At 58.9% G+C, this 25,254-nt stretch carries 20 protein-coding genes; 5 read left to right on the top strand and 15 right to left on the bottom strand.

Going from position 1 to position 25,254, the window contains the following annotated elements; all coding sequences use genetic code 11:
- The 9 genes from VN887_20365 to cysK form a co-directional block, all read right to left on the bottom strand.
- Complete coding sequence (locus VN887_20365; GenBank protein HXT42374.1) at positions 1 to 1,395, bottom strand: proteasome accessory factor PafA2 family protein; 1,395 nt, start codon at positions 1,393 to 1,395, stop codon at positions 1 to 3.
- The gene (locus tag VN887_20360) at positions 1,392 to 2,132 is read right to left on the bottom strand and encodes a hypothetical protein (GenBank protein ID HXT42373.1); all 741 of its coding nucleotides are present in this window, start codon (positions 2,130 to 2,132) and stop codon (positions 1,392 to 1,394) included. The genes VN887_20365 and VN887_20360 overlap by 4 nt, the downstream gene beginning before the upstream one ends.
- Positions 2,129 to 2,902: a proteasome subunit alpha gene (locus VN887_20355; GenBank protein ID HXT42372.1), complete on the bottom strand. Its 774-nt coding sequence runs from the start codon at positions 2,900 to 2,902 to the stop codon at positions 2,129 to 2,131. The genes VN887_20360 and VN887_20355 overlap by 4 nt, the downstream gene beginning before the upstream one ends.
- Positions 2,899 to 3,072 (bottom strand): ubiquitin-like protein UBact, encoded by a 174-nt coding sequence (locus VN887_20350; protein ID HXT42371.1) that lies wholly within the window; start codon positions 3,070 to 3,072, stop codon positions 2,899 to 2,901. The genes VN887_20355 and VN887_20350 overlap by 4 nt, the downstream gene beginning before the upstream one ends.
- 22 nt (positions 3,073 to 3,094) lie before the next feature.
- Positions 3,095 to 4,603 carry a proteasome accessory factor PafA2 family protein gene (locus VN887_20345; protein ID HXT42370.1) on the bottom strand — a complete coding sequence of 503 codons (1,509 nt, stop codon included), beginning with the start codon at positions 4,601 to 4,603 and terminating at the stop codon, positions 3,095 to 3,097.
- A 165-nt stretch (positions 4,604 to 4,768) separates the two neighbouring features.
- Positions 4,769 to 6,478, bottom strand: a complete 1,710-nt coding sequence (locus VN887_20340) for an AAA family ATPase (GenBank protein ID HXT42369.1) — start codon at positions 6,476 to 6,478, stop codon at positions 4,769 to 4,771.
- A gap of 95 nt (positions 6,479 to 6,573) precedes the next feature.
- Entirely contained in the window at positions 6,574 to 7,521 is a 948-nt protein-coding gene (locus VN887_20335; GenBank protein ID HXT42368.1) for a WYL domain-containing protein, read from the bottom strand.
- 155 nt (positions 7,522 to 7,676) lie between these two features.
- Positions 7,677 to 8,810: a transcription termination factor Rho gene (gene rho / locus VN887_20330; protein HXT42367.1), complete on the bottom strand. Its 1,134-nt coding sequence runs from the start codon at positions 8,808 to 8,810 to the stop codon at positions 7,677 to 7,679.
- Between the two features lie 203 nt (positions 8,811 to 9,013).
- On the bottom strand, positions 9,014 to 9,997 hold the full coding sequence (gene cysK, locus VN887_20325) for a cysteine synthase A (protein HXT42366.1): 984 nt from the start codon (positions 9,995 to 9,997) through the stop codon (positions 9,014 to 9,016).
- A 1,410-nt stretch (positions 9,998 to 11,407) separates the two neighbouring features.
- Here cysK and VN887_20320 point away from each other — a divergent pair.
- The 5 genes from VN887_20320 (at position 11,408) to VN887_20300 (ending at position 18,522) form a co-directional block, all read left to right on the top strand.
- Entirely contained in the window at positions 11,408 to 11,932 is a 525-nt protein-coding gene (locus tag VN887_20320; protein HXT42365.1) for a hypothetical protein, read from the top strand.
- A gap of 5 nt (positions 11,933 to 11,937) precedes the next feature.
- Entirely contained in the window at positions 11,938 to 12,954 is a 1,017-nt protein-coding gene (locus VN887_20315; GenBank protein HXT42364.1) for a M23 family metallopeptidase, read from the top strand.
- An 81-nt stretch (positions 12,955 to 13,035) separates the two neighbouring features.
- Positions 13,036 to 13,941, top strand: a complete 906-nt coding sequence (locus VN887_20310; protein ID HXT42363.1) for a prepilin-type N-terminal cleavage/methylation domain-containing protein — start codon at positions 13,036 to 13,038, stop codon at positions 13,939 to 13,941.
- 79 nt (positions 13,942 to 14,020) lie between these two features.
- Entirely contained in the window at positions 14,021 to 15,196 is a 1,176-nt protein-coding gene (locus VN887_20305) for a pyridoxal phosphate-dependent aminotransferase (protein ID HXT42362.1), read from the top strand.
- 128 nt (positions 15,197 to 15,324) lie between these two features.
- The gene (locus VN887_20300) at positions 15,325 to 18,522 is read left to right on the top strand and encodes a hypothetical protein (protein ID HXT42361.1); all 3,198 of its coding nucleotides are present in this window, start codon (positions 15,325 to 15,327) and stop codon (positions 18,520 to 18,522) included.
- Positions 18,523 to 18,533: 11 nt separating this feature from the next.
- On the opposite strand, the gene tsaD is transcribed toward VN887_20300, so the two are convergent.
- The 6 genes from tsaD to VN887_20270 form a co-directional block, all read right to left on the bottom strand.
- Positions 18,534 to 19,568 carry a tRNA (adenosine(37)-N6)-threonylcarbamoyltransferase complex transferase subunit TsaD gene (tsaD, locus tag VN887_20295; GenBank protein HXT42360.1) on the bottom strand — a complete coding sequence of 345 codons (1,035 nt, stop codon included), beginning with the start codon at positions 19,566 to 19,568 and terminating at the stop codon, positions 18,534 to 18,536.
- A 69-nt stretch (positions 19,569 to 19,637) separates the two neighbouring features.
- Positions 19,638 to 20,984: a S41 family peptidase gene (locus tag VN887_20290; protein ID HXT42359.1), complete on the bottom strand. Its 1,347-nt coding sequence runs from the start codon at positions 20,982 to 20,984 to the stop codon at positions 19,638 to 19,640.
- 115 nt (positions 20,985 to 21,099) lie between these two features.
- Complete coding sequence (gene ispD / locus VN887_20285; GenBank protein ID HXT42358.1) at positions 21,100 to 21,792, bottom strand: 2-C-methyl-D-erythritol 4-phosphate cytidylyltransferase; 693 nt, start codon at positions 21,790 to 21,792, stop codon at positions 21,100 to 21,102.
- 3 nt (positions 21,793 to 21,795) lie between these two features.
- Positions 21,796 to 22,515, bottom strand: coding sequence for a hypothetical protein (locus VN887_20280; protein ID HXT42357.1), 720 nt, complete (start codon positions 22,513 to 22,515; stop codon positions 21,796 to 21,798).
- A 4-nt stretch (positions 22,516 to 22,519) separates the two neighbouring features.
- Positions 22,520 to 24,238: a single-stranded-DNA-specific exonuclease RecJ gene (gene recJ / locus VN887_20275; GenBank protein ID HXT42356.1), complete on the bottom strand. Its 1,719-nt coding sequence runs from the start codon at positions 24,236 to 24,238 to the stop codon at positions 22,520 to 22,522.
- Positions 24,239 to 24,272: 34 nt separating this feature from the next.
- Complete coding sequence (locus tag VN887_20270) at positions 24,273 to 25,250, bottom strand: TerC family protein (protein ID HXT42355.1); 978 nt, start codon at positions 25,248 to 25,250, stop codon at positions 24,273 to 24,275.
- Between the last annotated feature and the right edge of the window lie 4 nt (positions 25,251 to 25,254).

Here is a 25,254-nt window from a genome sequence, read left to right as displayed (position 1 = left end):
TCAAACAAGGTTCAGCTGGCGCGCCCAGCTGTCTGCTTCCGGAGGCGACGCATCGAATGGATTGAGCAGGTTCAACGAGTTGACTCCCTCCGCGTCGATCACTTCCCAATCCACGAAGTAGCGGATGTGCTGGTTTTTGAGCATCCGCATGATCCTGGAACGCGCCTGCGCGCGCGTGTTACCGGGCGCCGAGCGCATGGCGTCGGCTATTTCGGCCGACGGAGGGTCCCAGGCGGAAGGCGTCTGGGCCAGGGCGATCCCCAAATTGCGCGCGGGGTCGATGTGATGAAACTCGAGGTCCTGCGCCTTCAGCCACGGATCGCTCCAACTGATGTTCTCTCGCTCCATAAACTGGCGGAACAGCCACCGCTTTGTGATCCAGTCAACCTTGCCGACCAGAATATCCGGACGCGTCGCCAGCGCGGAAAGGACTTCCTCCCAGACCCGGAGGACAACGTCAGTCTCGTTGTCGCGGCCGAAAAACTCCCTCCGCGACGCGTCGAGGAATTTAAAAAGAAGCTCTACCGCGCTCGCGCAACGGCCGTCCGTCAGAGGCACCAGCCAGGGACCGTCGGGTTGGTGGGACAAATTGCGAAAGGTCATCACCGCGTCGGCCAGAACGATTTTCGGCAGCTGGTCCAGTTCCAGCAGGTCAAGCACGAGCGCTGTCGTGCCCACCTTGAGCAGGAGAGATGTCGGCAAAACATTCGTATCCCCGTGAAGCAGGTGCAGGCGGCGGTACTTTCTGGCGTCGGCCAGGGGTTCGTCGCGCGTGTTGATGATGGCGCGGTTGAATTGCACCCACTCGAACAGGTCGTTGTTGATGTAATCCGCGCGCTGGCTGATCTGAAAATGGCTGTCAGCGCCGTGTCGCAACAAATCGCCGCGCAACTCCGCCCCCGGCGTCGAACCCACCCGGCCCGATCCGGCGAAGAGCAGCCGCAGCGTCAAAAACGCCAGCAACGCCAGCACGTTGTTTTCAGAGAGTGGCGCGGTGCGCCGAACGAGATAATTCTCGTGGCAGCCAAAAGTGGCTCCGGAGTAATGATCGACGTTGTTGCGAATGAAACTGACCTGCTCCGCAAGGTGCATTTCTTTGAGCGCGTGCAGCAGAATGGCGTCCCCGGCGCGATCGTAGCGCAGCAGGTCAATCAATGAAAGACATTCCGGTGTGCAATACTCCAGGTGGCCCATGTCCACATAGGACCTTCCGCCGTTGAAAAGAAAACCGCCATTCCCAGCCGGTTCATCCCAGTCGCGCTGGTGCATGTCCGCAAGGCCGAAGCGGTTCTTCTCAAAAATCCAGTTGCGAACCCGGCCGACGGCGCTGGGCGGCCCGGAGGGGTCGCTGGTCAAACAACCATATTCAGTTTCCAGGCCGACGATCCGGTTCATAAGCCGAGCTGGGCGACGGTCACTGCTTCGTACCGCGCACGGCGGCCACCCTTTCTCCCCAGCCAGCCAATCTCCGCCGTCCGTCCATTAACGGCCTTCCGCCAGCCGTCCCGTCGCTCGGCTTCGGCGGGAATCCCGTCATTAAAGGGTTTGTTCTCAATCAGGCACCACCACACCTGAAGCAGGATTTCGGCAACCTCGCCGCGGTCTGATTTTCCCGCCAGCACCTGGTTCGCCCACGTTTGCGCAGCCGCTTCGGGCTCGGGCTGGCTCGCGGCCACGACGACACCTTTGCTGTGAAGTTGAAACGCACCGTCGAAATGCAGTCGTGCAATCAGATCCTGGCCCGGCTCAGTGCCGGCCTCCACCAGCAGGAGTTCCACCAGAAACGGGGCGCTGAATATTTGCTCGAAATTCGTTTTAAGTTGCGGGCTTAACCCGAAGCTGATCAGCCGGCGCAGGCTCACGTCCTCGGGGGCGCGATTGAACGCTTCCAGATGCGCGGCATCAATGGCGGCTTGCCGGATTTTTTCAATGTCTGCGGGATGCCCCAGGCCAGCGAGCCCATGGCGGTCAAACAGCTCAAACACTTTCGAATGGCCCGTGCCGACACCGAGCAGCAGGATGCCGTCCGGCAGCGAGGCCGCAAAAACAGGCGATCCGCCCTTCAGCTGTTCGCGCACGTACTCGCGCCGATTCCCGATTGCCTCCAGCCAACGATATGGTTCTTCCGTCATGATTTCAGCAGTTCGGACTGCTGTTCGGCAGTCACATCTTCAACGCCGGACCCGCGCAGGATCTTGATGGTCGCAAAAGTGTGCGCTTCCGGATTTACACCGCCGGTGGCCGAGTCAAATTCGGACGCAGTCATCAGCAGACGCAGTGCGAACTGCACCGCCTGTTGAAGGTTCATCCGCGCGGGCCGTGGTTCGCCATACCTGTCCTGGAAACTCAGGATGCTGCGGATCGTCCCCGATCCCGAACCGGATGCGGCATAGCCGACGGCGTGGAACTGCGCCCCGAGCGGGTCGTAAAAGTAAATCTGTGGCTCGGGTGGCGTCACCGTCAGATCCACGCTCGCGAACAGCGGCATCACGACGCCGACGCCCTGCATGGTCAATGGTAGATTTTCGCGCAATAACCGCGCGAGGGCGCGGACCTTGGCCGGCAGGCTGAGCGACTGCAACTGGCTGCGCCGGTAGTATTCAAACGAAGTTTCCAGCACCCGCGCCATTTCAAACGCGGTTGCGGGTACTCCGGCGATCGCCAGGACCGACGTCGCATCCAGTTCGAGAACTTTGTCAACGCGGTCTGTGACGATGACATTACCCGCGGTCGCGCGGCGGTCGCCGGCCATCAGCACGCCATCTGCGAAGTGGAACGCAAAGACGGTGGTCGCCTGTGTCTGGACGGGCGCGTCGGGCGACACGGCGGCGCGCAAGGGCGAAACACGGTGAAGCGCGAGCAGGGAAAGGAAATCGCCCGCGATCGGAGAAGGATCGCTCATTGGCCGGTGCGTTGGCGGTAGCGGCGCGCCTGGTCCGGATCCACTTTGCGCATCCGTTTGAGCAGATCATCCACGTTGGGTTTGTCCACTTTCGGCGCGCTCGGACCGTCGCCTCCTCCGCCCGGACCGGCCGGCGCCACTGGACGGGATTTTTGTGATTGGTCAGGCATATCTTGCGGTTATTGTGACACGTTATGACAAGATTCGCAAATCGTCCGGCGAACGCGCCGCGTCAATCGCCCGACTGCAACGCAACACGTCGTCAGGTGTGAACAAATCGAGGAGCGAAATCTTAAAGGAACCGTCCTTGCCTTGCAACGTTATGTGGTCCCATTGCGCCGCCGTCACAGCCGACGCGAATTTCTGAATGCACTTTCCCCGCACGGTCGCGCGGGTCGTCGGTGGATGCGTAACGGCGCGCCGTACGGTTGCCTCATCGGGCGCTCCCAGAATCGCGCCCGATTGTTCGAGGCCGTAATACAGCCCTTCCGCCAGGTCCAGCCGGTGATATTCAAGGTCGAGACTCTGCAACCACGGGTCACCGTCGGGCAGTTTTTGCGCCGCTTGAAAACGCCGCACCAACGCGAGCTTTGCCACCCAATCAAGCCGGTCGTGACAACGCATGGGATCGGTTTCCAAGTCGGTCAACACCTTTTCCCAATCAGCCACCAGCGACGCCTTTGCGGCAACCGTCAGATCACAGACCTCGCGCACCGCCGCCAGATAGGCCCGCTGGACCGCCAGGCCCGTGGAGGCCCGCCCTCCATCGAGCATCACCGGCCAACGAAACTTCTCATCGCGGGAAATCTTCGTCAGTGCCTTCAGGGGATCGGCGAGTACGGGATAAATCCTCCTGGGATCCAACACCAGCGCCTCCAAAACCAGGGCGGTCGCGCCAACCTTCAACCGGGTCGCGAACGGCGACATGTTCGCGTCCCCCAGAATGACATGGAACCGCCGAAACTTTTTGGGGTTCGCGTGCGGTTCATCGCGCGTGTTGATAAGCGGCCGCCGCTGCATCGTATCAACGCTCTGCAATTCGCAGAAAAAGTCACTGCGCTGCGAAATCTGGAAGCCGGCGGAGAGGAATTTATCCTCGGTTTCCACGGCGAACTTGCCCGCCCCGGCAAAAATCTGACGCGTCACCAAAAAAGCCTGGATTCCCTGCGCCAGCGTTTCCCACGCCAGCGAACGGGGCAGCAGATAATTCTCGTGGCAACCGTAGCTGTGGCCGCAAAAATCCGTGTTGTTCTTGTAAAGCCTGACCGCGACGCCGCGTTGTTGAGTCAGATGATGCGCGCAGGCCATCAGGATGCGCTCTCCGGCGCGGTCGTGCGCGACCAGTTCATCGAGGGTGCGGCATTCCGGGGTGCAGTATTCGGGATGGGCGTGGTCGTTGTAAAAGCGCGCCCCGTTGCCGAGCACGAGATCGCTTTTGATTTCCACGAAGCTCAGTTCGCGCGCCGCGTCCTGGGCGTAATAGTCTGCCTCGTCGGTGTCCTGGCGCAGTTCGTGGACGCGAAAACCGCGCATGTCCACGTGCGGATCCTCGCACTCGTAGTCCCAGCACATCCAGACCCCAGGCTCGGTGGCGCTACGCACGAGCGCGATCGACTCGGCAACGACATCAACCTCGCCCGGCGCGTCGCTGAAGATGCCGATTTCCGTCTCCAACCCAAACTGGATGGTGGGCGCGATCATGTATTGTTACGCATTAAGACAGACGGATTGCGCGACCCGTTATGGAAAATTTTTTACAACCTGGAAAAGAATCCCTTTCCCGATCCTGCCGTTGGGTCAACCCCGATCACTGTGTCCGCCTTTGTCCAATCGGTGATTCATTGGTGAGACGAACGTTCCACGTCGTCATACCACGGCGTTTCCAACGGTGTCCGCTTTGCGTGGGCGGATGGGACCGAGTTTGATCACGTTGTCCGGGTCAAAATCCGTCAGTTTCAGCCAGTCTTCAGTGATGTCGGTCGAGGGGAACAGATCGTTCTCGATGTATTCCCGCCGCAGGGCGGCCAGCAGGTCTTCGCGAGTCAACTGGGTCTCCTGCCTGGTGTCTATCGAACGTCTGATCGCCAGGCTCTTGGCCCTCTCCACCACGGCGGCAATGATCGCGCCACTCGCCAGATCTCCGCGGTACAGAATGTCCCGCTTCCCGCTGCGGTAAACCACCTCCAGAAACTGGTTCTCCTCCGCTTTCGCGTAATGCACCTGAACGGCGGCCCGGGCCAATTCGATCTTCGGCTCCGCCAGTGGGAGCGAGTCGCGAAGGTAAATCTCGTAGATGCTCTGCGCTCCGGCGATATCCGGGCGTTTGACCTTGATCTTCCGGTCGATGCGGCCGGGCCGAAGAATGGCGGGATCAATCAAATCAGCCCGGTTCGAGGCCAGGATCACGACCACGTTTTGCAGCGGCTCAAGTCCGTCCATCTCCGTGCAGAACATGGGGACAAGTGTGCTCGCCATCGTGTGAAAGCGTCCGCCGTGGCGGGTGCCGAGAATGGATTCCGCCTCGTCGATGAACAGAAACGCCAGCGCCCCGTCGTTCGCGCGTTCGCGGCATTGAGTGAACAGGTCGCGCACCTGCCGTTCAGATTCGCCCACCCACATGTTCAGGATTTCCGGGCCTTTGACATGGAGGAAGAATTCCGGCCGGTCCACGCCGCTTTGCGTCTTTATTTGCTGTCGCAAATTGTAGGCGGTCGCCTTCCCGAGCAGCGTCTTGCCACAACCCGGCGGCCCATAGAGCAGGAAGCCCTTCGGCACTGTGTGCTCGAATCGCTTGAACAGGTCCCGATGCAGGAACGGCAGTTCAATCGTGTCGCGAATCGCCTGCACCGCCTCTTCCTGGCCCCCGATGGACGACCACGGCAGCTCGGTCACGTTCTCAAGCGAGCGTTCAACCCGCTTTCCAATCCCAATGACCTCGAGCGCCACCCGTTGGTTCACATCAAGCCGGATGTCCATGCCCGGCTTGAGCTTTTCCTTGCTCAACAAGGCGGAGCGTTGAAGAACGAGCGGCATCAGGCCGGATTCCTGACCAATGCGCAAACGGCCGTCGGAAAGCAATTCGTCAATGCGGACAATCGGGCCGTTGCGGTCGAAACCAAGCCCCTGCACCACTGCAAACGCCTCATTCAGCAACACGCGTTGGCCGACCTGCAGGCTGGACAGCGGAACCTGTGGATCGACACGGCAGACGTAATCCGTGCCACCAACGCAGACGTGGGCCTGGTCCGGTTGAATCAGAGTCAGCAGCGTGCCGACGCGAAAAGCAGGAGAGCGCAGCTTCTCGATGATCGCGTCCATCTTCTCGATCGCCTGGCGCGCCTCCTCGTTTGTTTCTTCAATGGATGCGATGCGTTCGCGCAAATAGACCATGTCGAGGATGGCCGGGTGGCGCGGCGGCAGTTTGCCAACGATAAGATCAGTCAACTGCAGGGCGGAAAGCCGATCCAACTCCTCACGCGGAAGCAGACCGCCGAGTGGTGAAGAAACCTCCGGGCCGTCAGCCGGGGATTTGCCGGCTGGAGATGGCGGCACGGACTTCTTCTTTGGCTCAGCCATGCCATGATATTACGCTGCTTCGTTCGATTTGCAAATGCAGACAAGCATTTTTTGCGCGAATCGCGGGCGCGTGCGTACTCCGGTCTTGCGTCGGATCAGGCCCGCTCCGCGCGCTCGACAATTGCGCGCGCGGCGCTGGTGACCGACTCCGCCAGTTCGCGTGGAGCCACCGCGACGGCACGGCCGCCCCAACTCAGAATCCACCGTTGAATTTCCGCGAGACTGGAAAGCCTCAAACGCAACTCAACGCCGCCGTCCTCCAACTCGACCAACCGTTGGGAAGGATGCCACCGCTTTTCGCGGATGTAATCGGCAGCCAGTTCGTCGAAACGGACCACGACGTCAAACTCATCACCGCCGGTGACAACTCCGAAACTGTCGCGCAACCGCTTCTCCAACGAAAACTTCTGCGGACGGACGAACGACTTGCCGGTGACGGTGGCCTCCAGAATCCGAGCCGGAACAAACGTGCGGATGTCCTTTCGCAGATGGCAGTAGGCGAAAAGAAACCACTCGCCATTGATATTGGCCAGGTGATACGGGTCAACCACGCGCGGCTCGGTTTCCTTTCGCCCGGGCTTGCGGTAGGTCAGCTCGAGTTGTTTGCGATTGGCTGTCGCCTTGGCAAGAGTATCGAAGATTTTCAAGTCCAAGACCGGCTCCGCGCTTGTGCGGAAGGAAATCGTCTGCTCCCAGTCGGCAAGGTTCAACGACACCGTGTCAGGCAGGGACGCGGCCATTTTCTTGAAGGCGCTGACGAGCGGCTTCTCGAAGGTCGTGCCGCGATACTGCTGCAAGGCCTTTTCAGCGACGAGCAAGGCGAAAAGTTCCCCCTCGGTGATCTGAAGGGTGGGAAAGCCGCTGACCTCCTCCGTGTAATGGAACCCATTCCGCACGCTGTCGAATTCAACCGGCAACTCCAGGCGGTCACGCATGAACTCGATGTCGCGATAAATCGATTTGGTGCTGACTTCAAGTTCACCCGCGAGAGCAGTGGCGTTGGGATATCCGCCGGACTGAACCGCCTGGTGAATCCGCAGCATCCGCTCAAGCGGGGGTCGGGAACACAGCGATCTTGCCTTCGGCCTGTCGGGCACCTTCACCGGAACGAGGGAACTACAATCCTTTCTGAAAGTAAACCACCGATCCTCCGCGGCCGACCCCGTTGGGCGCGGCGAGTGGTCGCCCCGCGCGCGAATCAGGAACTTTTGTCGAGTTTCGCCAGCAGTTCCTCATTCGTCTTGTGCTTTTTCAGCGCGGCGATGAGCGTCTCCATCGCTTCCACGGGATTCAAGTCCACCATCGTTCGACGCAGTTTACGAATGGCCTCGATATGTTTCGGTGGAAAAAGCTTTTCCTCCTTGCGCGTGCCGCTTTTGGGAATGTCAATGGCCGGAAACAGCCGGCGGTCGGAAAGCTTGCGATCGAGGATCAATTCCATGTTGCCGGTTCCTTTGAACTCTTGAAAAATCAGTTCGTCCATGCGAGAGCCTGTATCCACGAGGGCCGTTGCCAGGATGGTCAGCGATCCGCCGCCTTCAATCTTGCGCGCCGACGCGAACATTTTCCGGGGAATTTCCAGGGCGCGAGCGTCAACGCCGCCGGTCATCGTGCGGCCGCTCCCGCCGTGCACGCTGTTATAGGCGCGCGCCACGCGAGTGAGCGAATCCAGCAGCACAAACACGTCCTTGCCCGACTCCACCATGCGACGGCAGCGTTCGATCATGAACCGCGACAGGCGCACGTGTGTTTCCAGATCCTGGTCGTTCGATGACGCCACGACCTCGGCTTTGACCGAGCGCTGGAAATCCGTGACCTCCTCCGGCCGCTCATCGATGAGCAGCACCATTGCGTGTACCTCCGGATGGTTCGCGGTGACGGCATTCGCGATCTGTTTGAGAATGGTCGTCTTGCCCGTCCGCGGTGGCGCCACGATCAATCCGCGCGTGCCTTTGCCGAGGGGTGTGACCAGGTCAATAATGCGGGTTTCAACCAGATCAGGCGCCGTTTCGAGCTGGAACTTTTCCGTCGGATCAATGGTCGTCAGGTTCTCGAACCGCACGGCCTTGGTATATTCGGAAAACGCCATGCCATTGACTTTTTCCACTTCGCGCAGTTGCGGGCTGGTTCCCCGATGCGGCGGTTGAAGCGGACCGGCGACCTGCGAACCTTCGCGCAGGAAGTTTTTCTTGATCGTGTCCGGCGTGACGAAAATGTCTGTCGGTTTGGGTTGAAAGTGGTTGTCCGAGGAACGGAGGAAACCGAAGCCCTTCTCCGATATTTCCAAATAACCGGAACCGTAGTCCGGTGTGCCATTAGGCTTGTTGCTCATAATTCGACTGTGTTATGTCCGAAGGACCGCCCCAAAAGTGTGGCTTGAACGCCATCAGAATTTGAATCTAGGGAGAACCGCCGCACCGAAATACGAAAAGCACTGTTTTTACCCCGTGCGTCCGGTTTGGACCTGTGACACCGGACTAATACGGTCAATCCCCTGGCAACGCAACAAGTATTTTATCCAAAAAAACACTGTCCTCATCCCCCGACTTCGGCCTTCGCCTCTGCCGCCAGCGGCGTGCTGAGATAGCGTTCGCCAGTCGAGCAGGCGACCGTCACGATCATCTTTCCCTTGTTTTCCGGACGCTTTGCCAATTCGATTGCCGCCCAGACGTTGGCACCGGAAGAGATGCCCGCAAGAATACCCTCTTCTTTCGCCAGCCGCCGCGCCATGGCAAAAGCGTCCTCATTTGTGACCAGGATGCACTCGGCGATTTGCGGGTTTCCCTTCCCGTCCTTCAAATGAAGGTTCCTGGGAATGAAGCCGGCACCCGTTCCCTGGATCTTGTGCGGTCCGGGCTTCAGTGGTTGGCCCGCGAGACTTTGAGAAATCACGGGCGAATCCTTCGGCTCCACCGCCACGGCCTGGAAGGATGGTTTGCGCGGTTTGATCACTTCGTAGCAGCCGGTGATCGTTCCTCCGGTTCCCACCGCCGATACCACGATGTCCACCTGACCATCCGTGTCGGCCCAGATTTCTTCGGCCGTCGTTTTGCGATGGATTTCGGGATTCGCCGGATTTTCAAACTGCTGGGGTATCCAGGATTTCGGCGTCTCTTTGGCGAGTTGCTCGGCCTTGGCGATCGCGCCCTTCATTCCTTCGGCGCCCGGCGTCAATACGAGTTTCGCGCCGAGCATCGCCAGCAGGGTGCGCCTCTCAATCGACATGGTCTCAGGCATCGTAAGAATGAGTTTGTAACCCTTCGCGGCTGCCACAAACGCCAGTGCGATACCCGTATTGCCACTCGTCGGTTCGATGATCGTCGTCTCTTTGTCGATGATCTTCCGCCGCTCGGCGTCTTCGATCATCGCCATGCCGATGCGGTCCTTGACGCTGCCGAGCGGATTGAAGAATTCGCATTTCAATAGAATGGTCGCCGGCACCCCCGCCGTCACTCTGTTAAGTCTCACCAGTGGCGTGCTGCCGACGGTCTCGACAATGTCGTTGTAAATTCGTCCCATAAAAATCAAAGGCGCGCTTGCGCGAAAACGGACTGATTTGTGTGTCCGGATAGTGGCCGAATATTTCAACGGGGCAAGTATTTTTTGGCATCCTCCAGGTGCTTCGCACGATCCGGTTCCAAGGCCGGGGCGGCGCAGAATCTGCCGAAAACAAATGTCCCCGCCGAATCTTTCGATTCGACGGGGACGAAATGGGGGGTGGGAGTGCGCCACACTCTCTTTCCCGTGCCGGCATTAGGCGCGCGTTGGCTGCCAGCTTCCCGACGCTATTCTCCACGGCAAGCGGAGTCTCCGGCCTCGTAGCAGGGCCGCCCAGCGCATTGCTGCGTCTGGATTTCGAGTGAGGCTTTTCAGCTCGCTTGTGCTGGTGGTTGCGCCACCGGCTTGCGAACCAGGTCAAGACACGTCTGTGACTACGGCTCCGCGTCTTCACCACTTAGCGCTGGGTCGGCCACGGCTTTTGGCTGTGCGTTGGCCCAGTGCCACGGGTCTCGCCTCTTGACTCTCAGGTTGCTTTTGGCTCACAGGCCAGCGGTGCCGTTTTTAACATCGCCGGCGTTTCGGAAGGTTTTCACGGATCCTGCCGAGACCTCGTGCCCTTCCCGGTGCGTGCGCTCCTTTTGTCCATCTTTCGATGCTTTTCGTTGGGCGGTTTTCAAAACTTAATTCGAATCCGCCAGAGTCGCCCGCACCGTTCTGGTGCGCGGTAGCAACCGAATACCCTCTGGGTAACCGCGATTGGCCCGGGTTCGAAACTCTCCCGGACTACTTGAACCGGCTCGGAACGGTTTCTCATCGTTCCTGGCCGCCAAGCCCCTCATTCGCGTTGTGACGGCGCGCGAACGCCGCCAGAGGAGCTGGTGAATTGTGCCTCCAGTTTCCGCGCCTTGCGGCCCGGTCATCGAGGGGTCGCGCCAACCAGCCTGGCTCCACCTTTCCCCAGTTGCCTGGGATTATCTTCGGAACGTTCAACGTCATTCTTTCGATTGCCGCCGGCCGTTCCGGTTCTTTCAATGAACTGCGAAAAGACTATCAAATATTACGCAAGGAACAACGAATTGTTGTCCACAAGGTTATTGACCGAAGCGCGCAGTTGAAGGGTTTGTGAACAAGCGAGGATCACGCGTGAAACCGCGGCGTCCATTCAATTCGAAAGTGTGTTATTCACACCCGCCATTCGCGCCAATCACCGTTGGTGAACAAGTTTTGTTCGGCGTCCGAACGAAAAAGCCGCCCCCGCGGGCGGCCTCGCTCATCGCCGACACCTTCAAGCTTTCGAAACTTTCGCCTTTGCGATTCCCTTCCTCCGTTTCAAATAGCGCGCACGGCGTCTGCGTTTTTCGGCTTTGTTGGATTGCTTGCCCATAAGTCTTTACTTTCAGCGAACGATTCGGTTCTTTAACCGCGAATATGAAGACTCGCCTTCTCCGGTTCAACACCTATTTGCCCCTGCTGGCGCTTGTGATGGTCGTTGGCTGCAAGACGGCGGAACAACGAGGGCGGGATCGGGCGATCAGCACGTTGCGCCTCCATCTCGAGGGCAATCCGGGCGGCACGGAATCCACCGCCGCCATCCAAATCGCCGGAACCGAGCTGTTCGTGAACAATGCTTCCTTCCTGGACGAGACCAGCGTCACCAACGCGGCGGTCGTGAACACCCGCGATGGCGGCTTCGCCATGCGCGTCCAATACGACCATCACGGAACGCTGATCCTGGAATCTGTGACTGTGGAGAGCCGCGGCAGGCGTCTCGCCATTTTCACGCAATACGGCAACGGCAAGCTGGAGCACAATCGCTGGTTGGCCGCCCCGTACGGTTCTCCGATCACAGATGGCGTGCTCATTTTCACGCCAGCGGCCACGCGCGAGGAAGCGGAGGAGATCGTCCTTGGCCTGAATAATGTGGCTCGAAAAGTGGCCAAAAAGAATAATTAGTTGTCGTGCGCCGCCTCGCCTGCTGTTGTTTTCCAGTCCTGCTGGTCACCTTCGCCCAGTCACCGGCCTTGCCACAACCGTTTCTGCCACCGACAGCCAATCACACCCTGTTTGAGTCTGGAGGCGGAGAAAGATTTTTTGTCGGTACCGTGGGCAAACCTTGGACAACCGGCACGTTCGGTTGTGTACGCTCGGATGGCCGGCAAATACACGAAGGACTCGACATCAAATGTCTTCAACGCGACTCGCGAGGCGAGCCGGCTGATGCGGTCGTCGCCACCGCTGACGGCACGGTTGTGTATTTCAGCACCAAACCGTCGCTTTCCAACTATGGCAACTACGTCATACTCCGACACCACATCGCTGGTCTGGAAGTTTATTCCCTCTATGCCCACTTAAAAAAAGTTCGCGAGGGACTGAAAATCGGCCTGGAGGTCAAGGCGGGAGAGACCATTGCCGTCATGGGGCGCACTACCAACACACGCGAAGGCATCTCCAAAGAACGTGCGCATGTTCACTTCGAGCTGGACCTCTTCGTCAACGACCGGTTTTCCGCCTGGTATGGGAAGGCCTTTCCCGGGCAGCGCAATGACCATGGCGAATGGAACGGACAAAACCTGCTGGGCTTGGATCCGCGGCTGATTTTCCTGGAACAACTAAAGCAGGGCGCAAACTTCAATTTGTTGAACTTCATTCGCTCGCAGTCGGAAATCTGCCGCGTTATTGTGCGCGATACAAACTTTCCCTGGCTGAAACGGTATCCGGCCCTGATTGAAAGAAATCCGATCGCGGAAAAAGAAGGCGTGGCCGGTTACGAACTTTCGCTGAATTTCAACGGCATCCCATTCCGGCTCATTCCACGCGCGGCTTCCGAAATCAAGAACAAGGCCCGCTTCCAGGTCCTCTCCGTCAACGTGCACGAGCAGGAGAAAAATCCCTGCCGCCGGCTGGTGGTGAAACGCGGCAACCGCTGGGAACTCGGACAAAACGGAAATCATTTGCTGGAACTGCTGACCTACTGACCAGCGAGGCCTTTCGGCAAATTTCTTTGCGGATCGAGACGTTTCCGCTAAATTGCATGACGGTCGGGCTTTGGTGGCCGAATGAATATCAACACCAGCAAAAAACAACTGCGCGTCCATTCACGCGGAATGGAAAATGGATTCCGGCCGGCGGCCTTCACACTGATCGAATTGCTGGTCGTCATTGCCGTGATCGCAATTCTAGCGGGTCTCCTTTTGCCGGCCTTGGGCAAAGCAAAGGCTCAAGCATTGAGTGTCGCATGCATGAACAATCTCAAGCAGCTTCAAATCTGCTGTCATCTTTACGCGCTCGATAACACGGACACCCTTCCTCCGAACAACTACGTCTACGACGTTAATACAAGCCAACCATCCGCAGGATTTAGCTCAAACATTACTTGGTGCCCCGGATTGGCTCCCTACGATTCAACCCCGGCCAATATCGAAAGTGGTTTGCTCTTTTCGTACAACCGCTCCATAGCCATCTATCATTGCCCAGCCGACAAATCGAAAGTTGAAACGACCGACGGCATTCGACTGCCTCTGACAAGGACACGCAGTTACAACATGAGCCAGTCGATCAATGGACATCCTATTGACCCGGATCAATTTATTTATCCCCCCAGCTTTAAAAGAGAGTCGGCTATCGATGAGCCGTCACCCTCGCAGTTGTTCGTTTTTATCGATGTACACGAAGGTGGAATCCTTGACTCCCTGTTTGGCATCCCACCTCCAGGCTGGAATTTCGTCAACACAAATGGCATCCCCGCAGCAGCGACATGGTGGGACTTGCCCGCGAACCGGCACAGTCAAGGGTGTAACTTCTCTTTCGCTGACGGACACGCGGAGCATTGGAAATGGGCCGTTCCAAAAGTATTCGTGAAGATCGGACAACCTGTTGATCTGAACGGCGAAATCAAAGATTATCGACGTGTCCAAGCAGATGTGCGGCCGGCAAAAGATCCAATTTTGCTGTTAGCGCAATAGCTTTCGATTTGGAAGTTCGACGCAACAGGAATTCCCTCTTGCGCTCCCCTGTCCTCGCCGTTATTTGTTTGCGGCTTTTATGAATTATAAAATATCGCAACGTGCCTCTTCGCTGTCGCCTTCGCTCACGCTGGCCATCGACGCCAAGGCCAAACAGATGAAGGCGGAAGGCCAGGACGTCGTCGGTTTCGGTGCGGGCGAACCCGATTTCGACACGCCACAGCACATCAAGGATGCTGCGATCAAGGCGCTCAACGAAGGTTTCACGAAATACACACCGTCGAGCGGCATTCCCGAATTGCGCCAGGCAATCGCCGACAAGTTCAAACGCGAGAATGGCCTCAGCTACAAACCGTCACAGGTCATCGTCTCCTGCGGCGGCAAACATTCCTGCTATAACGTCATCCTGGCGACGTGTCAGGAAGGCGACGAGGTCGTCATTCCCGCGCCGTACTGGTTGAGCTACCCTGAAATGGTAAAGCTTGCGGGGGCGAAGCCGGTCATTTTGCAGACCAGCGACCGGACTGAATTCAAACTCACGCCAGACCAGCTCCGCGACGCGATCACGCCGCGCACACGATTGCTCGTCCTGAACTCACCCAGCAACCCGACCGGTTCGGTTTATACACCGGAGGAAGTCAAGGCCATCGGCGATATTTGCGTGGAGAAGGACGTGCTCATCATGAGCGACGAGATTTACGAACATCTGCTCTACGACGGCGCCAAACACAAGGGCGTCGCCAGTTTTTCGCAGGGGCACTATGACCACACCATTGTCGTGCATGGCTTTGCCAAGGCGTGGAGCATGACCGGCTGGCGTCTGGGCTTCCTCGCCGCGCCGGAGCCGATTGCCAGGGCCATTGACGCCATCCAGAGTCACAGCACGAGCAACCCGACTTCGTTCGCGCAGAAGGGCGGCGTCGCCGCGCTCACCGGACCACAGGATCATCTCCCGAAATGGCTCGCCGAATACGACAGGCGCCGCACCTACGCATGGAAGAAATTAAACAGCATACCCGGCGTCAGTTGCGTGAACTCGAAGGGCGCTTTCTATCTTTTCCCGAATATTTCCAAACTCGGCCTCAAGTCCACCGACTTTTGCGCGAAGCTGCTTGAACTGGAAAAAGTCGCCGCCGTCCCCGGCATCGCCTTTGGTGCGGATGAATACCTTCGACTCAGCTATGCGACAAGCATGGCGAATATTGAGAAGGGACTGGAGCGGCTGGAACGTTTCTGCAAAGGCCTCGCGAAGTAGCCTTCCCTCTTTCGCACGCCGTTAACGGCATGCCTGCCCATACGGTCCTTGTAGGCAGGACACCGACAGCGGAATGAGACTGACCCTGATGTTACGTCTCGACCGCGAAAGCCCATAATCGCAGCCTGATGAATCGTTGGATCCGGTGGCAGGAGTATTTGCGCGCAGGCAACCGCGCGGATTGCCTGCGCAAGCCCATCGCTCAAGGATGCGTGCTCATGGCAATCTGGCTCTGTCCAACGCCACCCGCGCAGTCCGCGGAGGTTTCCTCTTTTCAAGCCGGGAGCGGCGGCTGGCACCTGGGGACCCTCGCAGTTGGTAATCTTGACGACGACCCGCAGCTCGAGATCGTCGTTCCTTATCGAGACTCATCCAGCCACTGGTATCTCGACGCCTTCAAACCGGATGGCACGCGATTGTCCGGTTTTCCCTTCGCGGGAGATGCGGAAATCAACGTCTCGCCGACCCTTTACGACCTGGATGGCGACGGTCGCGACGAAATCATCTTCACATGCGGCGCTCGTGTGATCGCGCTGCGGGGCGACGGTTCGCTGATGTGGTCCACCGAAGTGAACCGGTTCAACTACATACCCGATGGCGGCTACATGACGGTCACCAACGGCTTTTACTGGTCCAACGGCGGCGGGTTCATTCCGAATCTTCCCGCAACCGCGGTTTTTTCCTCGCAGGTATCCAGCCCGATCATCGCCGACATCGACGGTGACGGTGCGAAAAAAGTGGTGACAGCGTGGAAAATAGACCCGGACAGCACGAGCAGCGACCAGGATTTCAACCCGTTCATCAATGACATCTGGGGTTTTGGCGAATGGGGAACGGTCGGCGAAACATGGTCGGGGGGCGTGGTTTTTTTCGACGCGGCCACGGGCGCGAAAAATTACGTGTATCACATTCATCAGCTCGTCGAATCCGGACTGGCCGTCGGGCACGCGGACGAGAACAAGCCCCTGGAAACCTACGTTCTGAACGACAGCGACAGCGTTGTTTGCTTCGACAAGACCAGGCCGCACGGTCTTTATGGGAACGGAACGTTGCACAAGCAATTCGGCAAGAATCAACGGCTCTTGAGCGGCGCTTACGAACAGGGTGTTGATGTTTACACGGTCGATATCGACGGCGATGGACGGGCGGAGGTGCTTGTGCCAACCACGCAACTCAATCCCCTCTGGCAACCCAGTGAGACCGTTCTGGACGATGATGGCGCGATCCTCTGGCGTCAATGGAAGCAGCCGGTCACCTATTCTCTCAATCAGTGGCAAAACAACGCCTGTATGATTCCGCTCAATCCCGACCACGACAACCACATTGACGTCCTCAGTTTTACCCATTCTTACGACATCTCGTTTCGGTACTGGAACGGAGTTGAGCTGGTTGACCGGCCGGGCTGGCCGAAGAGTTTTTATCCGTGTCTGCCGACGCCGCCCGTCGTCGGCGACGTGGATGGCGATGGCCAGGAGGAAATCGTCATCGGCACATACGACCCGGAGAAAAATCCGTCCGAAGGAGCTCTTTACGTCTTCGGCCTCGACGGTTCGCTGAAGTTTTCCGTGCCGGTGCCGGGCGGTTTGAAGCACATTCCAACGCTGGCGGATGTCGATGGCAACGGGCTCGACGTCATTTACCGCTCGCTGGCGGGGCACATTTACATTCAAAACTTCGGTGCCACCAACTCCGGCCCGGTTTCCTGGTCGACACATCGCGGCAACCGTCGGCGCGATGGAAACTTCGGCGTTTCATTATTCCCGCCCGGCACACCTTTGATCATCTCCAGACAGACGGGTTACCGCCGCGCGGCTTTTTCGTGGAGCACGCCCACTGCCAACCCGGCCCGGGCCTGGCGCATCTATCGCGCCGACCAACCCGGGGGCCCGTTCACTCACATCGTCACCCTGGCGGCCGGCGCAAATTCCTACACGGATTATCAACTCAAGCCCGGCTGCCAATACGTTTATGAAGTGGCGGCAGTCCTGGCCGGCGGCGAAATCCGCTCCGCGCCTTTCGCCATGCTGTCCTCGTTCAACGACAACCTCGTCGCGAACGGGGGCTTCGAGGAGAACGACAACAGTCATTGGGACAAATGGTTCACCGGCGACATTGACTGGACGAACATGGTGGTCACGACCAACACCTCGTACCAGGGACAGAAATCCATGGAGATTACGTTGGTTAACAAAGGCAACAACGGCTCAATCTCGCAGTATGGGCAATACGGCACGCCCGACGCCTGCCTGCCCGTGGTACCCGGCCGGCTTTACAGCGTTGGGTGCTTCTTTAGGAGCGGGGGAATTTCCCAACCGTCGGAACACTGGCTCGAATGGAGCTCCACGAAGACCGGTGAAGACACCAACGACCGTCCCTTGCGTCCGTTCCCGCTCTATTTCACACCGCATTTTGTCGTTGGCGCGGATGCGACCGGCTGGACGTACGCCAATCGCACTTTCGTCATGCCGGCCGGTTTTCCGAACGTCGAGTTGACGCATCGCTACAGCATTGCCGCGCCCGGCAGCGGATCAATTTATCTTGATGACGTTTTCTTCCGCGCGCTTCCCTCTCCCGCGTCAACGAACTGGACCGACCTGATTCCGTTCGGTGGAGTCTGGCGATACGCGACGGCCGCGCCTTCAACGAACTGGTTCGCCGCCGGGTTCAACGACCTTCTTTGGCCGGTTGGAATTGCGAAGTTTGGAGCCGGGAGCGGGCCAACGAACATCGTCACACCGTTGCCGCCGCAAAAACCCGTTTACTACTTTCGCAACACGTTCGTCGCTCCGCCACTGCCTTGTGAGAACCTGCTGTTGTCGGCCACGTGTACGGATGGAGGCGGCAAAGCGTTGGAGATTTACCTCAACGGCGTCAGGCTCGCCACTTCCGGCATCGAGGCCGTCAGCCTTCAGGGAAACGAAACCGAATATTACGACCTGACGCCGTTCATTGACCTGCTCCGACCGGGCACGAACACGATTGCTGTCGCGCTCAACAACGTCTGGCAGCCCTCTTGGGATGACGTCGCCTTCGACCTGAATCTTAAAGCGACCTCCTATGAGCCCGTCGATGCCCGCATCAACTCCGTCAGCCAGGAAACGTCTGCCCTTCAGGGTGTCCAGGCCACCGATCTGGGCATCACTGTTCCCTTCAATTCGGTCTGGCGCGTCGAATGCGCCGATATTCTGTCTGCGGACGCCTGGCAGCTCGTGGACGTTGTCACGAACACCTCCACGACGAATTGGGTGTTCCGCGATACGGGACAAAACGGCCGCGTGCCTCCCGGTGCAACTCCAACCCGGTTTTATCGCTTGATTCCAAATTGAGCGGCGCCGCGTTACGCAACCCTGTCGAGCGGCCAGTTCGGAATGATATCGGCATCGGGGTCGGTCGAGGGACGACGAAGCATTAACTTCCGCTCCGCGAGAATTCCGATCATTGCCGCGTTGTCGGTGCACAGGCTTTTTTCAGCCAGGCGCAGTCGCAAAGCGTTCTTCTTGCACGCGGCGGCAAGCGCCTCGCGCAACATGCGATTGCATGTGACGCCACCGGATGCCGTGACGCAACCCACGCCCAGTCGTTTCGCGGCGCGCACCGTCTTGGCCACCAGCACGTCAACGATGGCCGCCTGCGCGCTCGCTGCAAGGGCACGCAAGCGCCGGCGGTCCTCCAGGATTTCAGGATGGTCGCGCAGAAGATAACGGACGGATGTTTTCAAGCCGCTGAAACTGAAATCATCATTCGCGTCGCGCAGCATCGGGCGGGGCAGTTCGAAAGCCGATGCATTCGCGCCTTCCGCGAGTTTCTCCAGCGCCGGCCCTCCGGGATATGGCAGGCCGATGAGTTTCGCCACTTTGTCGAAACATTCTCCTGCGGCATCGTCAACCGTCGAGCCGAGCAACTGATGTTCCAACCCGGCCTGAACGTGGACAAGCATCGTGTGTCCGCCGCTGACGATGAGCGAGACGTTGGGTTGAATTGAGTCGAAGTCCGCCGTCAGCGGATCACCTGAAATCCACGGCGAATAAAGGTGCGCTTCATGATGGTGAATTCCGACAAACGGCTTGCGCAAAACGAAAGCCATCGCCTGCGCGGCCTTCGATCCGACCATCAGCGCGCTCGGCAAACCGGGTCCTTTCGTCGCCGCCACCGCGTCGAGTTCAGCCGGCGCCACGCCGGCCTCGTTCAGCGCGGCGTCCGCCGCCGGCATGAGATTGCGCAAATGTTCGCGCGTCGCCAGTTCCGGCACAACGCCGCCGTATTCGGCATGGAGTTTGATCTGTGAAGAGACGACATTGGCGAGCACCCGTCCCGCCCGGACGACGGCCGCACTGGTTTCGTCGCAGGAAGTTTCGAGGGCAAGAAGGGTCATGACCGGAACGCCGGGGCGTCGCTGACAGTCATCCTGACTGCGCGGGAATGGATCTTGTCCGGCGCCGGATTATTTCGCCGCGGCAACTTTTTCGCTTTTCCGGACCGCGACTTTCTCGCCGACGGAGCGCTGGGCGTAGATTGTGACGCCTTTGAGCACCTCGAGGGCGCGCTCCAGCTGGACATCGTGGATCGCCAGGATCTCTTCGCGTTTGTCATCCGGAAGCGTCTCGACCGCGCCGGGACTGCGGCGGAGGAAGAGCGCCTCCTCGTCCTCTACGCTCATTGGCACGACAATATCCGGCGTGATGCCCTTTTCGTGGATCACTTTGTGGCTGGGCGTGTAATACTTTGCCGTGGTCAGGCGCAAGGCGGACCCGTCCTGCAACGGCAGGATCTTCTGCACAGAACCCTTCCCGAAGGTTTGTTCACCGAGAATGATGGCGCGTGAAGCGCCGGTTGCGGTCGTGTCCTGCAGGCAACCGGCCACGATTTCCGAGGCGCTGGCGCTCCCGTTGTTCACGAGGATGACCAGCGGCAGCGTCGGATGCGCGCCCCGCCCCGAAGAGCGATACTCGCTCCGCTCTTCCGCGTGCCGCCCTTCCGTGGAAACGATCAACTGGTTCTTTGGGAGAAATTTCTCGCAAACCTTGGCCGCCTGGTCCAGCAACCCGCCCGGGTTGTTCCGCAAGTCCAGCACCAGCGCCTGCATCCCCTGCCTGTCCAGCTTCTTCAACGCATCGTCAAGTTCCGAACTCGTCTGCTCGCCGAACTGGGTGAGCCGGATGTAACCGATTTTATTTTCGCCCAGGGGAAATTCACGCTTCCCGTTGATGTCCTTGACGGTGTCCAGTTTGATTTCCGCGCGGGTCAGCTTGTAATCCTTCGCCTGACCGGAGGACGGACGCAGCACGGTGATGTTCACTTCGGTGCCCGGCGCGCCGCGCAACCGTTTCACCGCGTCCGGCAGGGTGAGTTTCTCCGCGCTTTTTCCCTCGATCTTGATGATGCGGTCGCCGGTCAGAATGCCCGCCTTGAACGCCGGTGTGTCCTCCATCGGTGAAATAACCGTCAGAAAGCTGTCGCGCACGCCGATGACGATGCCCACGCCGCCGAACAGGCCCTCCGTGTCGTCCTTCAGTTCATTGTATTTTGACGCGTCCATGAACTCGCTGTGAGGATCCAGCGAATTGAGCATTCCCTTCATCGCGGCGTAGATCAGGTCCTTGTACGTCACCTTGTCGCCGTCCACATAATCCTTGCGCACGCGTTCGAGCACGCGCGTGAAAAGCTCGATGTTCTGATAAACGTCGTCCTTTTCGCCGGCCTGCGCATAGCTGAAATAAATGCGCGCGCCCAGCAGCAGGTTCAAAGTGAGGGCGGTGAGCAGGAGACCATATAAGATGCGTTTCTTCATAAACAGATGATCAACTATGGCAGACAGTAACGGGCCGTCGTCCAATTGGCAAGGGCGGGCTTGGCGACGCCGGGCCCGTCGTCGCGGTTTGTCGAAACCCGCGCCTCGCGCAGCTTCACGCGGACGACTTCACACCGAGCAAAACCCGTTCGATATATGGCAAATCAGCCGCCACGGTCACCTTCGGATTGGGCGCCACGCATTCGACCAGCTTGACCGCCTGCCCGATCAGTTCACACGCGGCGGTATCGTCGGTCACCAGCAATCCTTTCTGCCGCACCGCGCTCAATGCACGGCGGATGACCTCGACGCGAAACGCCTGCGGTGTTTGCACTGCCCAAAGCTTCGAGCGATCCACGGTCCGGGCTATCAGTGAGTCGCCGTCGGATTCCTTGATCGTGTCCGTGACCCGCTGCGCCGCAACCGCGGCGCCGATTTCGCGCGCGGCCCGAACGGTGTCACCGATCACCTTTTCCGAAGTGCATGGACGCGCGCCGTCCTGGATCGCCACGATTTCCGCCGCCGGGTCCAGACTCTGTAATCCGTTCCAGACCGAATCCTGCCTTTCTTTTCCGCCGACGACCACGCGGTGCGGTTTTTGAAAGCGAAATCTTTTCGCCAGCTCGGCGAAGGCCGGTTGCATCGTGTCGCGCACGACCAGAATGATTTCGTCAACGCACGCCGCCTTGTCGAACCGCTGCCACGTGTGGGCCACGACCGGGCGCCCTGCCATCTCCAGAAAGAGCTTGTCCACATCCGGCCCCATGCGGGTGCCCTTGCCGGCGGCAACGATGACGGCAGAAGTCATGGCTCAATGTTCGTGAGAAACAACCTTTACTTCCGATTTGAACGGATAGGGCCAATCAAATTCCGGTTTATGGAAGTTGCTTTTGACTTCTACTGTAAACCGATCCGACCTTACATAATTGTCGGCCGTTACGTGAAACACATATCTCCGCTTGTTTCCTGGCCTACAGTCTGGAGTGAAATAACCTCCTTGTTCTTCTAATATTCGAAGCTTAAATAGGCCGCATTCGGGGAAAAACTCTCCAAAATCAAAGACCTGAGAATCCGAAAAAGATCTTTTGTCTTTAGAGTATTCCTTCGGTGCCCACTCCATCAGCCGAGGAACGGCAAATTGGACTTTCCCTTTTCCTCCAAATTCACCATTAGGGTCTTGGTCAAGTATCGCAACAAGCCAGACGCGACAGCTCTCGATCACTCGATGCGGTGAGTGGTTTTTTACCATCAGGTGATGACAATAGACGGCAGTAGGCTTTCCCTTCAAGACAGGGTTGTCTAAGAAATTGTTTGTGACTTCAGGAATCCCGATAGAAAGCCGAATCGGATCGAAATGTTGCCTCAGTGCATCGCCGAAGAGAGCCATGAGAATCGCAACAATGACAGAAAAGGCGGTCAAAACGTCCAAAATAAACTTGGCGTCGTCATGTAAACCAAAAGAATAAAACCACTCAGCAATAGAAAGAAATCCTAGCAAGACCAAGGCAAGAAAGTTAAGGCGACGTTTCACAAGCCTAATGAACCGATCGCCAATCCAATAATTTCAATTGCGCCGAGCGCACGCCGCTGTATTCGTTGATTTGCCGAGCGAAGGCCAGATCAAAAATGCCGGACGGGAGCGCCGCCTCATCATGGTTCCAGCAAACCACCTCGCGGACGGCGTGTCCGTCGGTGATCCAAAGTTTCGCGTGCTGTTTCTCGCGACCCATCCGCTGTGAAGGACGCTGGAGCGTGACATCGCGCACGACGAATTGCACCGGCGGGTTCCCCTGCCCGATCGGTTCCAGACGCCGCAATTCCTTCAACCGTTCGAGTGTCAAATCAACCAGACGGACCTCGGCGTCCAGTCGAAGCAGCGGCTGAAGTTGTTCGCGCGTCAGCGTCCGCCGGGCCAGATTGTTAAGCCGCTCACGCAGCGCATCGAGATTCTGAGGACGGACAGAAAGGCCCGCCGCCATTGCGTGACCGCCGTGCCGCAGCAGCAGGTCATCGCATTCGCGCAACGCCGCCGCGAGATCGAATCCCTCGATGCTCCGTCCCGATCCCCGCCATTCGTTCCCCTCGCCGCCCAGGATGATTGTCGGCCGGTAGAACTCGCGCAGAACCCGCGACGCCACGATGCCGACCACGCCGATGTGCCAGAGCAGTTTTCCTTCGACCACGACATAATCCGTCTCCGGATTGAATTTCGCGCGAACCGCGCCGATGACCTCTCCGGCGATGCCGCGTTCGATTTGCTGCCGCTCGCGATTTTGCGCGTCCAACTCGCGGGCCAGCGGTTCGGCTTCCGCCAGGCTGCGCGCAAGCAGGAGATCCAGGGCGGCCGCCGCTGTCTCCAGCCGGCCTGCCGCGTTGAGTCGCGGGCCGAGCTGGAAACTGACTTCATAAATACCGATGAGCGCCGGGGTTTGAGCGACCGTTTTCAACGCAACCAACCCCGGCCGTTGCGTCGCGTTCAGACGTTGAAGCCCGATTGCGACGAGAATGCGGTTTTCACCGGACAGCGGGACGAGGTCGGCGACCGTCCCCAGCGCCACCAGGTCGAGCAACGGGCGCACATCATATTCCGCGGCGCCAGACAAACCCGTTTCGCGCCCGCGTTTCACAATCGCGTGGGCCAGCTTGAACGCAAGTCCGACAGAGCAAAGCCCGTTGAACGGCGATCCGGCCGCGACCGCGAGTTGGGGATTTACGAGCGCCGACGCCGCGGGCGGCGGACTCGACACCTGGTGATGATCCAGCACGATGACATCCACCCCGCGCTGACGAAGCCAGTCAACCGTGGACACCGCGGTCGATCCGCAATCCACCGCCAGCACAAGTTTGACGGGATGTTTGAGCAGGCAGTTCTCCACGCCGTCCTGGCTCAGTCCGTAGCCTTCCTCGAGACGGTGCGGCAGGTAATGGCTGACCCGCCAGCCGAGCGCGCCCAACACCTCCGTCAGCAACGCGGTTGAGGTCACCCCATCAACGTCGTAATCACCGAAAATGACCAGCGGCTCGTCCCGGCCTCGCGCCAGAAACAGCCGGTCAACTGCCGCCGCCATGTTCGGCAACAGAAACGGGTCGCTCAACTGGTTCAACCGGGGCTGGAGGAAATCCGCGGCGCGGTCCGGTTGGGTCACGCCCCGATTGACGAGGCATTGGGCCAGCATGGGCGAAATCTTGAGTTCGCCCGCCAGCGGCCCCGCCATGAGCGGCTGTGACGGCGCGATGGACCAGCGATATTTCATCGGTGTTCAGTCCGCGCGGCGGCCGGAGTCGCCTTCACGGCGAATCCGCTTCAGGATCACGTCCCGCCTTGTCCCCGGTGGACTGCTCCCGGCGCGCCGCGAGGACCGAGAAAACGACCGAGGTCAGGATGATCGAGGCCACGACAGCGAGAGAGACCGTGATGGAGATGTCAACGTCCCAGGCGCCGAGCAACATCTTGGTGCCGATGAAACACAGCACGAGCGACAGACCGACCTTGAGGAAGCGAAAATAACCGATCGCCCCGGCCAGCACGAAATAGAGCGAGCGCAGGCCGAGAATGGCAAAAACGTTCGACGTAAAAACGATGAACGGCTTTTTGGTCACGGCGAAAATCGCCGGGATGGAGTCCACGGCGAAAAGCAGGTCGGTCGTTTCCACCATCAGCAGCACGAGCGCCAGAGGCGTCAGCGCGGTCCGCCCGTTGAGGGACGCGAAAAACTTCTGCCCGTTGAATTCCGCGGTCACCGGAAAAAGCCTGCGCGCGGCGCGGATGACGATGTTTTTTTCCGGATCGGGCGGCCTGTCGCCCACGAGGATCATGCGGACACCGGTGAACACGAGGACCGCGCCCAGCACATAAAGCATCCAGTCAAAGCGGTCAATCAGCGCCGCGCCCAGCCCGATCATCGCGCCCCGCATGACCAGCGCCCCGAGGATTCCCCAGAACAATACCCGGTGCTGGTATTCGAGCGGCACGCGGAAATAGGCGAAGAGGACCGCGATGACGAACACATTGTCCATCGACAGCGACAGCTCGATGATGTAGCCGGTGATAAACTCAAGCGATTCCTGCCGGTTCCGGAGTTTCGCCAGCGCGCCGCAAAACACGAGCGACAAGACGCACCAAACGGTGGTCCACAGCAGCGCCTCCCTGAATTTCACGACGTGCGCGCGCCGATGAAAAACACCGAGATCGAGCGCCAGAAAAACGAGGACGATGGCGATGAAACCAGCCCAGTGAAGCGGGGTGATTTCAATCTGGCCGAACATGGCC

Origin of the sequence: Candidatus Angelobacter sp., from assembly GCA_035607015.1 — a bacterium.
Taxonomy (GTDB): Bacteria; Verrucomicrobiota; Verrucomicrobiia; order Limisphaerales; family AV2; genus AV2.
The sequence above is the reverse complement of the archived record's forward strand: the minus strand, read 5'-3'. Positions and strand labels throughout refer to the sequence as shown.

Bases quoted from the DNA above. Each gene is read 5' to 3' on its own strand.
- cysK (HXT42366.1), bottom strand. From the start codon at position 9,997: ATGGGACGAATTTACAACGACATTGTCGAGACCGTCGGCAGCACGCCA.
- recJ (HXT42356.1), bottom strand. From the start codon at position 24,238: ATGAAATATCGCTGGTCCATCGCGCCGTCACAGCCGCTCATGGCGGGG.
- VN887_20320 (HXT42365.1), top strand. From the start codon at position 11,408: ATGAAGACTCGCCTTCTCCGGTTCAACACCTATTTGCCCCTGCTGGCG.
- VN887_20270 (HXT42355.1), bottom strand. From the start codon at position 25,250: ATGTTCGGCCAGATTGAAATCACCCCGCTTCACTGGGCTGGTTTCATC.
- VN887_20335 (HXT42368.1), bottom strand. From the start codon at position 7,521: ATGCTGCGGATTCACCAGGCGGTTCAGTCCGGCGGATATCCCAACGCC.
- VN887_20345 (HXT42370.1), bottom strand. From the start codon at position 4,603: ATGATCGCGCCCACCATCCAGTTTGGGTTGGAGACGGAAATCGGCATC.
- rho (HXT42367.1), bottom strand. From the start codon at position 8,810: ATGAGCAACAAGCCTAATGGCACACCGGACTACGGTTCCGGTTATTTG.
- ispD (HXT42358.1), bottom strand. From the start codon at position 21,792: ATGACTTCTGCCGTCATCGTTGCCGCCGGCAAGGGCACCCGCATGGGG.
- VN887_20310 (HXT42363.1), top strand. From the start codon at position 13,036: ATGAATATCAACACCAGCAAAAAACAACTGCGCGTCCATTCACGCGGA.
- VN887_20365 (HXT42374.1), bottom strand. From the start codon at position 1,395: ATGAACCGGATCGTCGGCCTGGAAACTGAATATGGTTGTTTGACCAGC.
- VN887_20350 (HXT42371.1), bottom strand. From the start codon at position 3,072: ATGCCTGACCAATCACAAAAATCCCGTCCAGTGGCGCCGGCCGGTCCG.
- VN887_20290 (HXT42359.1), bottom strand. From the start codon at position 20,984: ATGAAGAAACGCATCTTATATGGTCTCCTGCTCACCGCCCTCACTTTG.
- VN887_20360 (HXT42373.1), bottom strand. From the start codon at position 2,132: ATGACGGAAGAACCATATCGTTGGCTGGAGGCAATCGGGAATCGGCGC.
- VN887_20300 (HXT42361.1), top strand. From the start codon at position 15,325: ATGAATCGTTGGATCCGGTGGCAGGAGTATTTGCGCGCAGGCAACCGC.
- VN887_20305 (HXT42362.1), top strand. From the start codon at position 14,021: ATGAATTATAAAATATCGCAACGTGCCTCTTCGCTGTCGCCTTCGCTC.
- VN887_20340 (HXT42369.1), bottom strand. From the start codon at position 6,478: ATGGCTGAGCCAAAGAAGAAGTCCGTGCCGCCATCTCCAGCCGGCAAA.
- VN887_20355 (HXT42372.1), bottom strand. From the start codon at position 2,902: ATGAGCGATCCTTCTCCGATCGCGGGCGATTTCCTTTCCCTGCTCGCG.
- tsaD (HXT42360.1), bottom strand. From the start codon at position 19,568: ATGACCCTTCTTGCCCTCGAAACTTCCTGCGACGAAACCAGTGCGGCC.